Annotated in this window: 14 protein-coding genes and 1 pseudogene; 6 read left to right on the top strand and 9 right to left on the bottom strand. The window is 59.0% G+C overall.

Going from position 1 to position 13,080, the window contains the following annotated elements; translation table 11 throughout:
* Positions 1–20: 20 nt before the first annotated feature.
* Positions 21–809, bottom strand: coding sequence for a GntR family transcriptional regulator (locus ASC97_RS08755; protein WP_244481415.1), 789 nt, complete (start codon positions 807–809; stop codon positions 21–23).
* 151 nt (positions 810–960) lie between these two features.
* On the opposite strand from ASC97_RS08755, the pseudogene ASC97_RS32670 reads away from it, so the two are divergent.
* Positions 961–1,146: pseudogene (locus ASC97_RS32670) on the top strand (helix-hairpin-helix domain-containing protein); the annotation flags it as partial.
* A gap of 52 nt (positions 1,147–1,198) precedes the next feature.
* Here the strand turns inward: ASC97_RS32670 and ASC97_RS08750 are convergent.
* The 3 genes from ASC97_RS08750 to ASC97_RS08740 all read right to left on the bottom strand — a co-directional run bounded on the left by ASC97_RS08750 (position 1,199) and on the right by ASC97_RS08740 (position 3,783).
* A complete protein-coding gene (locus ASC97_RS08750; protein WP_082529915.1) occupies positions 1,199–1,624 on the bottom strand; it encodes an Ohr family peroxiredoxin in 426 nt (141 codons plus the stop codon).
* An 81-nt stretch (positions 1,625–1,705) separates the two neighbouring features.
* Positions 1,706–2,380, bottom strand: a complete 675-nt coding sequence (locus ASC97_RS08745; RefSeq protein WP_057467963.1) for a VOC family protein — start codon at positions 2,378–2,380, stop codon at positions 1,706–1,708.
* Between the two features lie 95 nt (positions 2,381–2,475).
* Entirely contained in the window at positions 2,476–3,783 is a 1,308-nt protein-coding gene (locus ASC97_RS08740; protein ID WP_057467962.1) for an epoxide hydrolase family protein, read from the bottom strand.
* Between the two features lie 194 nt (positions 3,784–3,977).
* Between ASC97_RS08740 and ASC97_RS08735 the strand changes: the two genes are divergently transcribed.
* The 3 genes from ASC97_RS08735 to ASC97_RS08725 all read left to right on the top strand — a co-directional run bounded on the left by ASC97_RS08735 (position 3,978) and on the right by ASC97_RS08725 (position 7,346).
* Positions 3,978–6,830, top strand: coding sequence for an ATP-binding protein (locus tag ASC97_RS08735; protein ID WP_057467961.1), 2,853 nt, complete (start codon positions 3,978–3,980; stop codon positions 6,828–6,830).
* A gap of 88 nt (positions 6,831–6,918) precedes the next feature.
* The gene (locus ASC97_RS08730; protein ID WP_057467960.1) at positions 6,919–7,131 is read left to right on the top strand and encodes a hypothetical protein; all 213 of its coding nucleotides are present in this window, start codon (positions 6,919–6,921) and stop codon (positions 7,129–7,131) included.
* Positions 7,128–7,346 (top strand): hypothetical protein, encoded by a 219-nt coding sequence (locus tag ASC97_RS08725; protein ID WP_057467959.1) that lies wholly within the window; start codon positions 7,128–7,130, stop codon positions 7,344–7,346. Before ASC97_RS08730 ends, ASC97_RS08725 begins: the two co-directional genes overlap by 4 nt.
* 212 nt (positions 7,347–7,558) lie before the next feature.
* Here the strand turns inward: ASC97_RS08725 and ASC97_RS08720 are convergent, their stop codons facing one another.
* Positions 7,559–8,179 (bottom strand): hypothetical protein, encoded by a 621-nt coding sequence (locus ASC97_RS08720; protein ID WP_057467958.1) that lies wholly within the window; start codon positions 8,177–8,179, stop codon positions 7,559–7,561.
* A 292-nt stretch (positions 8,180–8,471) separates the two neighbouring features.
* On the opposite strand from ASC97_RS08720, the gene ASC97_RS08715 reads away from it, so the two are divergent.
* Positions 8,472–8,729, top strand: coding sequence for a GlsB/YeaQ/YmgE family stress response membrane protein (locus ASC97_RS08715; RefSeq protein WP_057467957.1), 258 nt, complete (start codon positions 8,472–8,474; stop codon positions 8,727–8,729).
* A 284-nt stretch (positions 8,730–9,013) separates the two neighbouring features.
* On the opposite strand, the gene ASC97_RS08710 is transcribed toward ASC97_RS08715, so the two are convergent.
* The 4 genes from ASC97_RS08710 to ASC97_RS08695 form a co-directional block, all read right to left on the bottom strand.
* Positions 9,014–9,463: a pyridoxamine 5'-phosphate oxidase family protein gene (locus tag ASC97_RS08710; protein WP_057467956.1), complete on the bottom strand. Its 450-nt coding sequence runs from the start codon at positions 9,461–9,463 to the stop codon at positions 9,014–9,016.
* 563 nt (positions 9,464–10,026) lie between these two features.
* Positions 10,027–10,671 carry a glutathione S-transferase family protein gene (locus tag ASC97_RS08705; protein WP_057467999.1) on the bottom strand — a complete coding sequence of 215 codons (645 nt, stop codon included), beginning with the start codon at positions 10,669–10,671 and terminating at the stop codon, positions 10,027–10,029.
* A gap of 8 nt (positions 10,672–10,679) precedes the next feature.
* Complete coding sequence (locus ASC97_RS08700) at positions 10,680–11,162, bottom strand: SRPBCC family protein (protein WP_057467955.1); 483 nt, start codon at positions 11,160–11,162, stop codon at positions 10,680–10,682.
* Positions 11,146–11,484, bottom strand: a complete 339-nt coding sequence (locus tag ASC97_RS08695; RefSeq protein WP_057467954.1) for an ArsR/SmtB family transcription factor — start codon at positions 11,482–11,484, stop codon at positions 11,146–11,148. Before ASC97_RS08695 ends, ASC97_RS08700 begins: the two co-directional genes overlap by 17 nt.
* 498 nt (positions 11,485–11,982) lie before the next feature.
* On the opposite strand from ASC97_RS08695, the gene ASC97_RS08690 reads away from it, so the two are divergent.
* Positions 11,983–12,990, top strand: a complete 1,008-nt coding sequence (locus ASC97_RS08690; protein WP_057467953.1) for a sensor histidine kinase — start codon at positions 11,983–11,985, stop codon at positions 12,988–12,990.
* Positions 12,991–13,080: the final 90 nt, after the last annotated feature.

Below are 13,080 nucleotides of genomic sequence, written 5' to 3'. Positions count from 1 at the left end.
CAAAAGCCTTGAATGGTCAATCAGGCGGGGGCCTTGGCTCCTCGTGATACGCGCTTCCTCGTGACGCGCGTGTTGACCTGTTCGATGAAGGTCCAGATTTTCGGGTTTTTGGAGAGTTCTGCGATCTTGGATTCGAGCGATCCCAGATGGCGCTGGATGGCTTCGTGAGCCGCCTCCACATTGCCAGACTCGATGGCGTTGACGATCGCCTCGTGTTCCTCGATCACCTTTTCGGTACGTCGGACCGCAAAAACCCGCTTCAGGTGGCGCATCCGGTCCATTTCGCCCTTTGCCTGGTTGACGACGCTCCAGGCGCCTGGAAGACGGGCTGCCGCAAAGATTGTGCGATGAAACTCCTCGTCGAGCAGGAAGAAGTCGGTGAATTCCTCGTCTTCCGCAGCGATGCGCTGCTGGGATAGGCAGGTTTTCAGGCGGGCGATGTCTTCGAGCGAATGCCGCTTGGTCGCCTCGATGGCGGCGCCCTCTTCAAGCTTGAAGCGGATAAAGCAGGCTTCCATATAGCGCTGCACGTCAATCGGCGAAATGTAAGTGCCGCCCTGCGCTACGACGGTAACGAAACCTTCTTCGGCAAGGCGAATGATCGCCTCGCGCACAGGCGTCTTACTGACATGAAGCAGCGCAGCGATCTCCTTTTCCGAGAGTGCACGCCCCGGAAGCAGCTTTACCTCGACAATCAGTTTGCGAAGCAAGGCGTGGATCCGGTTGGTCATGTTCCCGTGAGCCGGCAGGTCTTGTGGCGTGACGAGTTCAGACAGCGGAAGCGATGGAAATTCGACTGGGCTTGACATATCAATTTCCGGACTGAGATATCAGATTGATAGTTGACATATCTGTTGTGTTTTTGGAAGTCAAGGCATCGTGAACCGTCAAATGATTGGTTTGGTCATCGATTTGTCGACTATCTTCTCGGCTGGGAGGTTGAAATGGGCTTCGAACTTACGCGGTGACTGCACGCTCGAGCACGTCGGCAATACCAAACGCCATGCGGTTCGCCTAGCCACGCGCATGGTGAAGGACTTGGGGACTGCAGACGTCGTGCGGATCGTCGCCGCCCGGATGAATGGCCAGCTCGAGAGTGTCGATGACATGTGGCGGCGATCCGACGTTCCCTCCGCCTTGCTGGTAGGGTCGTACCGGATCCGCCGATGGCGATTAATGCAGAATGGGGAGACCCGCGTCAGTTCAATTCCACAGACACAGCGAGACCGCGCCCAATGCTTTTTGAAAAGGGACAAAGTTGATGTGCTTCATCTATTAGAAGCTGCGCCAAGGATCCCTCGATGCCTGGCAGGCAGACGCGCAGCCGGACGGAGAGGTCGTATCCGTCCGGCTCGACATCGATTTCGACTTCGCCTCGAACGCGGACTTGCCCTGCAAAAGCGATCTTTCTCTCGAATGCAGCGCGCGCGATAGCGCTCGCAAAGGAAGCCGACCAAGCGGCTGCAAGAAGCTGCTCGGGGTTCGTGCCGATCCCGGTCGAGCCGGGGGTGCAAAATCGAATGTCGAGAACGCCATCCGAACTTCGCGCGACGCCGCTCTCGCGTCCGCCGATCGTATCCGTCATTGCCGTGTAGATCATCTTCGGGATCTTGCTCACCGACATTCCCAGTCGGTCAGCGACGTCAGCACATCGTCGAACGATACGCCTCATGACGCTGACCTTACCTTTTACCTGTTTCGAAGGTTATGATGGAAGTGTGCCGCCGGCCTGTTCCTGCACAATGTATTCGGCGTACCAGTCCGGCCAGTTGACGTCGTACTCGCCTCCCATCGCCTTTTCGTGCACGCCATGCGCCGCGCCTGCACGACGGAGCGTGGCCGCAAGTTCGGCCGCCGAGTTGAACGTGGTGGCTGCGGCATCGATGCGCCCCGGCTGGCGGGAGGTGATTTCCTGGAGCAGCCAGCGATTGCCATCAGGATCGTTGAACGAAGCGAAAGAACGATAGCTACGACCTTCCGGATCCCTGCCTTCGGCCCTGCGGCTGCCAAAGAGGTAGTGCTCGTCATCTCCTACGTAGACACCGGCCGCGTCATGAAAGACGTCGCTGATCTCCACGCCGTCCGCGAGCAGCTTCTCGCGAGCCGCGACGACGTCGGAGACGATCAGATAGAGGCCTTCGGCGGAGCCGGGAGCAGCCGACGTCACGTTCTTTCCGAATATCACCGAGCAGCCCGAGCCGGGCGGTGTAAACTGCAGTACCCGGAAGTCGGCGTCATTGGAGGCGTAGTCGGCGTCGGATCGCCACCCGAGCTTGGCATAGAAAGCCTTCGCCCGATCGATGTCGGAAACCGGCAAGACGACGATTTCCAGTTTCATGTCCATTCTTGTGTTGGTTGCTGCTGCTTGTTTATCGGTCATGTCCAATTTCCTTATGTGCGCTGCACGTGACGACGGCGGTTCCCCCGCTCCGTCGCGGCATTGACTGGGTGTTAGGCTTGTCGGTCTCGAAAAGACTAGGCTGTGCGGAGCGTCTTGAGGCCGGCGCGCAGTTCTTCGGTGAAGAGGATAGGTTGCTCCCACGCGGCGAAATGCCCGCCCTTGTCGAGCTTGTTGTAATAGATAAGGTTGGGGTAGGCCTTCTCCGCCCAGCTACGCGGGGTCTGGTATAGCTCGTCGGGGAAAACACTGACAGCAACGGGAACCTTGACCCCCTTCGGACTGAAGAAGGCGAGCTTGTTTTCCCAGTAGAGACGGGCCGCCGAGACGCCGGTATTGGTGAGCCAGAACAGCGTTACGTTGTCGAGGACGTCGTCGGGCGTCAGGCCTTCCGGCGTCCCGTCGAACGATCTGGCGATCAGCTCGAGGCTGCGCGCGTCGTGGTCGATCATGAAAGTCGCAAGACCGATAGGCGAATCTGCGAACGCCGCCGCCGTCTGCGGGCGCGTGCCCATCCAGAGCGCGTAGTAGACATGCTTGTAGAAGAAGACGAGCTGGTCGTAGGAACTTCTCTCCTCGTCGGATAGGCCGGATGGGGCAGGAGCGCCCGAAAACGAAGCCTGATCGATTTCTGCCGGGATGGCACCGGGCATATTGACATGGATGCCGACCAGCTCCGTCGGCGCCTGCACGCCGATCATCTCGGTCACAACCGCACCCCAGTCGCCACCCTGCGCCGCATACCGCTTGTAGCCCAGGCGTTGCATGAGAACGATCCAGGCGCTGGCGATCCGCTCGGGGCCCCAGCCGGTCTCCGTTGGCTTGCCGGAAAAGCCGTAGCCGGGCATCGACGGTATCACGAGATGGAAGGCGTCCGCGGCGGTGCCGCCATGTGCAGTGGGATCGGTGAGCGGCCCGATGATCTTCATCTGTTCGACGATCGAACCTGGCCAGCCGTGCGTGACGATGAGAGGCAACGCGTCTTCGTGCTTGGAACGGATATGCATGAAGTGAATATCGAGCCCGTCGATCTCGGTGATGAAGTTGGGCACGGAATTGATTCGCGTTTCGACCTTGCGCCAGTCGTAGTCCTTTTCCCAATGATGAAGGAGCTGCTTGATCGTCTTCAACTGGACGCCTTGCGTCGTGTCGGCGACAGTTTCCTTGTCGGGAAGCCGCGCGTGAGCCAAGCGGCGACGAAGGTCGACGATGTCGGCTTCGGGAATGCTCACCTTGAATGGGCGGATGGCGTCCCCGCCAGCAGCGGCTGCAGCATGTCCGACTGGGAACAGGCTCGCCGCGCTTGCGACAGCAAGTCCAGTCGCGGCAGCACCTAGCAACGTGCGGCGGTTCTGGTCGATTGTCTCTGGTGTCACCTTAGGCATGAGTTCCTCCTCGGGAGTACCTTTTGACGACTGCACCTTTGTGCTGCCGAATAGGTACTCCCGCATGCCGGAGACCGCCCGTTATGCATTGTTAGATTTTAATAGTGCCTGCCTGGCTCCGGTCGCACGCCCTGATGCGTGGCAACAGGTGGTTGTTCGCGCTATCATGGGGGCGACCAAGAAAGGTCAGCGCCATGACGGCAGGGGGCGGTCCGACCACCGACGAGATATCGTTCGGTCCATTCCAGTTGCGAGCGAACGAGCGTCTTCTGATGAGGGAGGGAGCCGTCGTCGAGCTGGGAGCACGCGCCTATGACATTTTGATCGCGCTCACCTCCGCCCCTAACGAAGTGATAAGCAAGCAGGACTTGATTGCCCGCGTCTGGCCTCAGGTCGTGGTCGAGGAAGGCAGCCTCCGGTTCCATATGACCAGCCTCCGCAAAGCGCTCGGCGACGGCAAGGATGGTGCCAGATTCATCAAGACGCTGTCGGGGCGCGGATATTGTTTCGTCGCGGCCATCTCAAGGACATTGAACCAGCAACTGCCGCACGCGGAGACACTGTCCGATTTCCCGCATGCGAACCTGCCGAGTCCTCTGAGCCGGATCATTGGAAGGGCTGAGGACGTCGGTGAAATATCCACGCAGCTCGAAGGGTCGCGACTGGTAACGATCGTCGGCGCCGGCGGAATTGGAAAGACGACGGTCGCCGTTGCTGTCGGACACGGTGTAAACGACAAGTTCGCGGGGGCAGTCCTGTTCGTCGATTTGGGAATGCTGAGCGATTCCCGCCTTGTGACGACCGCCATCGCTTCCATGCTCGGGCTGCAGGTGGGTGCGGGCGATGCGCAGGCCAGTCTGATTGCATTCCTGCGCGATAAACGGGCGCTCATAATCCTCGACACCTGCGAGCACGTTATCGAGGCGGTAGCACGGCTTTCCTCATCCCTGATGATGGCAGCACCTCAAGTGCGCATCCTCGCGACCACGCGTGAAGCCCTCCAGGTCGAAGGAGAGCGGGTCTACCGCCTCGAACCGCTTGCCTGTCCACCGGAGGATCGCGTGACCTCGGCAGAGACGGTCCGCCAGTTTCCCGCCACCCGATTGTTCGTCGAGAGAGCGGTGGCGAACGACGCCCATCTCGATATCGACGAGGTGGATGCGCCGATCGTCGCGGACATTTGCCGCAAGCTCGACGGCGTCGCGCTGGCGATCGAACTGACCGCAAGGCGGGTGGAAGCCTATGGGCTTCGGCAGACCGCCGAACTCCTCGATCAGCATCTGTCGCTGCAGTGGACGGGTGCCCGTACTGCACAGCCCCGGCACCGGACGCTTCAGGCTACGCTCGACTGGAGCTATGAATTGCTTTCTCCTCTTGAACGCACGGTACTGCGGCGTCTTGCGATATTTGTCGGTCACTTCACCCTGGACGCTGCGATAGAGATCGTAGCGAGCTCTGGCCTCGAGCGTTCGGAGGTATTCGGTGCGATCGACAGTCTTGTCGCCAAGTCGATGGTGGCGACCCGCCCGATAGGAGCGATGCTGCGTTATCGGCTCCTGGATACGACGCGGGCGTACGCCTTGGCCACGCCCCTTGAAGGTAACGAACGCACCGCTCTCGCGGTCCGACACGCGACCTACTACGGTCGCTGGTTGGGACAAAGTGCTGGAGAATGGGCGACCAAAAAGACTGGGCCAGAGCGCGCATCATATTTCGCCGCATTGAATAACGTGCGCGCTGCTCTCGAGTGGTGTTTCGGCGACGAAGGTAACATCGAAGTCGGCGTCCGGCTGGCAGCGTCGGCAGGCCCCGCGTTGCTTGCGATGTCGCTGATGCCCGAAGCCTTCCGCTGGTCGCAGCGTGCCCTCATGGCGATCGACGACAGCACTCGCGGAGGTGTCGATGAGCTCCATCTCCAGGCGGTGTTCGGCATCGTGGCGACGCATCTCCATGGAAAGACCGACGCCGCCCTGATGGCCTTGAACCGGGGGCTGGAAATCGCTGAAGCGATGGACGACGTCGTCAATCAGGTCGGGCTTCTCAGCATGTTGCGGACCTACTACTTCCGGAGCGGCGATTTCAAGACGGCCTTTGCATACGCGCGCCGTTGCAAATCTGTGGCCGACACTATCCAGGACTTCGCTGCCTCGGCACAGGCGCGATCGATCCTGGGAAGGTCGCTCCATCTGGCTGGCGACCTGGCGGCGGCCCACGTCGAGCTTGAGGCCAGTCTGCTCGACTGGTCGCGTGCAGGTCGGACGACGATTTATCTGTCTCACGAACTGCATTTCCCAAGCGAGGTGACGATGGCGAGAAACCTGTGGCTCCGGGGCTTTCCCGATCAGGCGACGGAGTGCGCTCACAGGGTTATCGATAGCGCGGTACGAACCGACCGGGCCGCCGCGTTGGTGGTTGCCTTGGGATGGGCCGTTTCTGTCTTCATTTGGACCGGCGACTGGGAGAGCGCTCAGGAGCACGTCGAGGCGCTCGTGTATCAGGCCGAGACGAATTCGCTGGGACCGTTCATCGCAGCCGGGCGTGCTCGTCGCGGCGAACTGGCAATTTTTCGGGGTTCAGCAGACGAGGGTATCGTTGAGTTGCAAGCCGGATTGGCGACTATTCAATCGATCGGCTACGAAGTTTTGACGACTGAGTTCAACATCTCGCTCATTCGAGGACTGCATGCAGTCGGACGGACGGCCGAGGCCACGGAACTGACCACACGCACGATCCAAGCCGTGGCGAGGAACGGTGATGAGCTATATATGCCGGAACTTCTCCGCATGATGGGAAACATCCTTCTGGAAACGCCAGGCCGTCGTTCCGAAGCACAGGCATTTTTTCAGCAATCAATCGCCATGAGCCGCCTTCAGGGTGCACATGGCTGGGAACTGAGAGCAGCAACTGACCTTGCAGCCATGGTAAGTGGACAGAAGACCCACGCCGCCGCTCGCGAAGTGCTTCAACCTGTTGTCGATCAGTTCGTCGAAGGAATGGAAACGACCGATTATAAAAAAGCCCAGCGAATCTTGACTGAGATGAGGTGAGCAAAACCCAAGATACCTGCTGAGGACAACCGGACGCACGGAACCATGCGAATTCTTTGGCGTTCGTTAAAATCGAGGAGGAATCCCAATGTCAGTTCCATTCGAGCCGATCGTGCCGCCGCCATCCGTGCCCCCGCTCGACAACCCGCCTTCGGATCCTGATCGCATTTCTGGTGAAGAGCCATTTCTTGATTCTGAACCGGACGAGGGAGCAGCGCCGATCAGTCCGACGTCGTCTCAGTGCCCGACCTGGGGAATGCTCTGCCAGGGCGTTCGCCTCCAGCCGGAGGATCACGCATGAACGATAACTGGAAAGACGGTCTTCGGCTTCAGCTGGAGGACTTCGTCGATTCTCTGGTCGTGAAAGGCGCGAAACAGGAGGATGTCTACGACGCGACCATCGATGAGATTGCCAATCTTCGAACCGCTTACGGGCGAGATCCCGATCCTGCCGAAGATCGCCCAGGCGCAGAGGCCGAGGAACCGTCGAACGAATGGCCCGGCGCTCTTCCCTGAGAACAATAAAAAAGGCCGGGGCGAAATCGCACCGACCTTTCAAACATCGCTCTTCACACCAGTGCCAGTACATCCGTGGTCAAAAGCAGATAAGCGATTTCGGCAGTCGCGAACGCTCGCGTGGAGCACTCACCAGCAACGCCGATGACCTGTAAGTAATTGGGCACTGGGTCCATTTCAAGGCCCGGCGTGCGGCGTTGCGGAGCGGCAAGCTATCGAAGCAGTCCATCCATATCGAACTCTTCCCACCCGCGAAGCGTCGTCGCAGGCTCGTCCGGCTTATCTCCGCCGGTCTTCTTCGCTTTCTTTAGCGAACGTGTCAGCTTCGCCTTGTACGCAGCCTTCCGACGGTTCTCCGCTTTGGCTTCGGCATCATCCTCCCGCCACTGGTCCACGGCCCCGCGGTCTAGCAGGTCCTCGACAACCTTGGGATCGAAGACATGGAAGGTGATCCTCCTGGCGCGCCCGTTCAACCGCACGGTTCGGGTTCCTGCGCTCGGGAGACGGCCGTCCGCAAGCCAGCGGTGCCGTTCGCCGACCTTGATGGTGAGGATGTCCTGGATCTCACGAGGGATGACGGGCAGGGCCTCAACGTCCTCCATGGCCTTTGCGACAATGGCGGCGGCCGCGTTGAAAACGGCTTTCTCGCTTGCCGGCATGGCGAGGACGATGTCGGTACCATCCACTGCAAGCGACTTCTTCGAGGCGGCAGGAACACGCGACTGCAGTTCCTGCAGAATGCCTTTCGCCCGAACTGCTGATCCCAGTGTGGCCGCGGTGGAAAGCGTCCAGGTCCTGATGAGTTCTACGTCGTTCTTTTCGTGTTTCGGCATCACGCGTAGATGGGATGAGTGGCGTTATACGTCAACGGCGTCACGCCCGCTCCCGGTTGATGATCCTCAGCGTCCATTAGCGTCGCCAGCTCCAGACGAGCCTTCGCTAGCCGTCTCATCGGAACCTTCTCCGGGTGTCGCCGGAGGGAGCCACTTGTTGTACGCGGGCCGCGGAACCTTCTGTCCTCCAGCGTGTTTCAATGATGTCGTCCGGCAATCGTCTCCCTCAAAGCAACGAGGCGCCACAGCCGCTCGACGGCGACGTGTTCAATTCGACATACAGGGGATACAAATGGAAAATGCAGGTATCGGTTGGATCGCAGCCATCATCATCGGCGGCCTTGCAGGTTGGATCGCAGAGATGTTCATGAAGTCAAACATGGGCGTTCTGATGAATGTTATCCTTGGCATCGTCGGCGCGATCGTCGCCAACTTCATCCTCTCCCTATTCGGCATCGTCCTGGGCGGCTGGCTCGGATATCTGATCGCCGGCTTCATCGGAGCCTGCATCCTGATCGCCATCGCACGCATGGTTCGACGGACGGCCTGAAAACGGTCGTCTTCATTGCCCAAAATGGATCTTTAAAGGGCGGACGGGTGCGAACGACATCTAGCAAGCGGTAGGGGCGTCCCCTGCCATGGCATCGACAAGCCGTTCACGGGCGTCGGTCTTCAGTTGTTCCGGCAACCTCTTCGTCCCGGCGCATTGTCCTCTCTTCAGGACACGCGGCCGAACGCCGAAGGCGAAGGAGCAAGGTGAACGACTGGAGTGATTTCAACCGGAGCTGAATACTCTCGATAAGGCGGGCGAAGATCGCGCCCGCCTTTATCTTTTCAACTGGCCGAGCGAGAGAGGGTAACCTCGCCATTCTCCTCGCCGTCCCAGTACCGGATGGAGGACGCTGAGACTTTGATGAGAACGAGCCCCGCCGTTTCTATCCCCTCGGGAAACCATCTTTCGAGATCGGGAACCCAATGGTCTTGGAACGTTGCCTTATCCCGCACCAGCGATGCCGCACCCTGGACGGCGACGAAAATCCCCGGTTTGCCCAGGAGGCTGGGTGGCGCAGTGAAGGTCAGTGAGACGGTGTCGATGGCATCGATCTCGGTGATCTTCCTGCTGTCCTCATAGGAAAAAAACCACGTATCACCATCGTACTCCACGTCGCCGTTGTTGCTCATCGGTCGCGACGATATACGGCCAGAGCCGGCATTCGTGGACAGCATGCAGAAATCAATCTTTTTCAAGTGCGAAGACAGGTCTTCGAGTGACATGGACGCCATTTTTGATCTCCCAACGTTGAATTCTCGGGAATATCGTTCCTCAGGCCTGATTGTTCCGAAAGGAAATTCAAACGAGGCCCCAAACGAGGCCCAAGGCAAAAGTTGAAGGGGCACTAGTCATCCACCCGACGAGGACGAATGATTGGCGTCACTCTCCTTTCGCGACCTTTGCGCCGGAATGGACGCTCGATCTTCCCAACCGCGCGTTCGAGCTGAAGAAGGTGAGGGGGTCGACTTTCGGATCGGGCTTGGAGTTGCCTGGCACATAAAAGGACGTTCTACCAAATCGTGCGACGACATCATCGATATCGCCGGGTCGCTGGCACGGTCGGGCAGGTGAGGGACGACTGTGTTTCACGGGCTTTAGAGGGACATCGCTATCGTGGGGTCTAACCTTCGCCATTGAGGCGATCGACAATACTTCGCTCTATGAGAGGCTGCCATAACGTATTCTCAGCCTCAATGAGCTTCCATATTTAATCGTAGTCATCGACCGCTTTTGGGCCAGGGAAGACCAGCTGTTTGGCTGGAATGCGACCAATTGCGCGGATTGTGCATGCTTTTCAGTCGTGCCGATGGGCCCGCATCCCTGCTTCCCGATCTGTTGCCGGAAATGGCTCGCGCCACGCGGACAGCTCATTTAGTCGATCGTACCATTGCGCTATGTGGCCGAATTCACCGAGCAGTATTCGCGACGGGGCGGTGTATGGCAGCGCAGCGGCCAGCGCAAAATCGGCGACGCTGATACTATGCCCGACGACATAGGGGCTCTTGGCCAGATGTTCGTCCAACACCCGGGCATTCGATCTGAAATTGCTTTCAGCGTCCAGCACCGCATTTTCGTCAGGCTCCTGCCCCAATAGGGGCTTGATCTCCTTTTCGAACCAGAGAGCCGCACCATATCGCGTAAAGTGGGCCGCGTCCCAGCTTAGCCAACGGATCACGTCGATCTGACGGTCATCGTGGGGCCAAAAATCTGCGCCGACGCTGTCGGAAAGACGACACATAATAGCGTTGGCTTCCCATAGTGTTCGTTCTCCGTCGTGCAAAACTGGAACCTTGCCGTTCGGATTGAGTGCCAGAAATTCCGCGGTCCTTTGTTCCCCATGGACAAGATCGATCCGTACGAACTCGACGTCGACCTTCAGAAATTTGGCTGCCGCACAGGCTTTTCGCGGATTGAGCGTTTCGCAATAATAGAGCTTCATCGGCGCGTTCATCTTGCGTCCCTCTTGTTGCAATCGGCTAAGAACTGTTCCAATCGCTCAAAACTCTCCGTCCAACCGCCCTTATGGCCATCGCGAGAGGTCGAGCTTTCGAAGAATGCCTGGTGAAACCTCATTTCCGTTGCACCGTCCTTCTCCGTGAAATCCACGGTCACGACCGTTTCGGGACTACGCTTCCCATTCGGGAGCTCCCAGGCATGCGTAAAAACCAGGCGGTGGGGTGGAAGCACTTCGATATATTTGCCGCTCACCCAATGCTCTTCCCCGGTCGGAGCAATCAGACATGCCCTATGACTGCCCCCAGGACGGACGTCGAGTTTATCTCCCTTCGAAATGAAGCCTTTGGGGCCTGTCCAATGCATCATGGAATCCATGTCAGTCCATGCCTTGAACACCAGAGCCCGAGGGGCCGCAAAGGTTCGCACAATAAGAAGTTCATTTTTTTCTTGGCGACTATCAGTCGGCATTCTCATCGTCTTTTCCTTTGGCTGCAGAGAGAAAGATATCAAGGCGATCAAAACTCTGGTCCCAGAATCCACGATAGCGATCGACCCAATCGGCGATCTCCTTCAAAGGCCCAGTCTCGATCCTGCAGGGGCGGAGCTGCGCCGAGCGCGTGCGGGTAATAAGGCCAGCGGCTTCGAGGACCTTGAGATGACGGGAAATTGCCGGAAGACTGATGTCGAAAGGTGCGGCAAGCTCGTTGACCGTCGCCTCACCTTCGGCAAGGCGCATCACGATCGCGCGTCGCGTGGGGTCAGCCAGCGCGGCAAAAGTCTCATTCAATCCATCCATGTATTTAGCCGATGTGTTAATTAACTCAAATGTTAAATACAAGCAGGACGGCGCCATGTCAAGCGAAGCGTGACGCTCCAGGACTATTGCCAACCATTCGCGCACTGCCGAATGTGTCAAGCCGATCAGTCGGGGGTTGCCTAATGCAGTTCTGCGACGTGAGGTCTGGGGACAAACGTGAATTGAGTGGGCCAGACTTGGTCAGAGCTTCCGCCCAATCAGGCGTCGGCAGCCTGGGCGGCCATCGTTGCCCTGGCACACCAATTCGTCGAGCGCTGTTCTTGAAGGGGCAAACGACGGGCCGAGCATCGGGATGACCGTTTTCGGGAAGCGTCGGCCAGCTGGAACGCGCTTCCGAGCGTGGCGCGCTCTTCTCCAAGCCGTAACGACGTCGACGATCGCTTCGTGCAGACCATTTCACGCGGCCTCGGAAATCATCCCTATATAGAGGGTGGCAGTCAGAACAGAGATCGGCCTCCTCAAGACGGGATTGAATCCGTGACAGACAGCGAGCCCCTAGACCAGCCCGAATGGAACTCCAATCAGCTACGCAGCGCCATCAAGGCCGCGGGCGTCGCGCTCTGGACGTGGAATGTAGATGACGACGCTTTCCTGATGGACGCCAAGGGCTATGATCTTTGGGATATCTCAAGGACGAGGAGGCTAACATTCGACCGTCTGTCCGCGAAGATTCATCCCGCCGACCGCGACAGGGTTCGGTCCGCATTCGTCGCAACACGTGCGATCGCCGGCCCATATGAGATTGACTTCCGTATTTTGACGGAAGCCTCCAACGTCCGTTGGGTATCCGCCCGAGGCCAGGGCGACGATGCAGACATCGCCGACCGAAAGATGACCGGTATTTTTCTCGACGTGACCGGCCGCAAACAGGCCGAAGAGGGACACGAGCTGCTTGCCGGCGAGATGAGCCACAGGGTTAAGAACCTGTTGGCACTTGCGTCCGGCCTAACTGCTATCACCTCCCGCTCGACGTCGTCGAAGGAGGAGATGGTCGTGCAACTCACGCAACGCCTGACGGCCCTCGGGCGCGCGCACGATCTCGTCCGGCCGCTCAAGGGTGGACAGGGGAGTGCAGCGCTGCTTGGAGACCTCTTTACCGTTCTGCTCGCCCCTTACGAGGACGAAGGGGCATTTGCCGGACGCATCCGCGTCGCCGTTCCGCGGATGGGCGTCGGCGAGGCTTCGGCAACGAGTCTCGCTCTTGTCATCCACGAGCTGGCCACGAACTCCCTCAAATATGGTGCACTCTCGGTCGAAACCGGAACGTTGGACATCGCCGGACTTCTTCTCAACGGCGAGGTCAAGATCGCCTGGACCGAGCAGGGCGGCCCGGAAGTCGAGGCTCCCACGGTTTCAAGCGGTTACGGCAGCAAGCTTCTTCATCGCGCAGTCACTGGCCAGCTGGGCGGTTCCATCGCCTATGACTGGACCAGGAGCGGCCTCCTGATATCGCTAAGCCTGAAGGAAAGCCGGGTGTCGCAATGATGGACCTCGCTAACTCCGCTCTAATGACGGAGGCAAGGCCAGTAGTTCCATGAGACTGTCGTCCCCCCGCCTTCGGGCAAGGCGCCCATC

Source organism: Rhizobium sp. Root1203, from assembly GCF_001424945.1.
In the GTDB taxonomy this organism is placed as follows: Bacteria; Pseudomonadota; Alphaproteobacteria; order Rhizobiales; family Rhizobiaceae; genus Rhizobium.
This window is presented reverse-complemented; position numbering and strand designations above follow the sequence as displayed.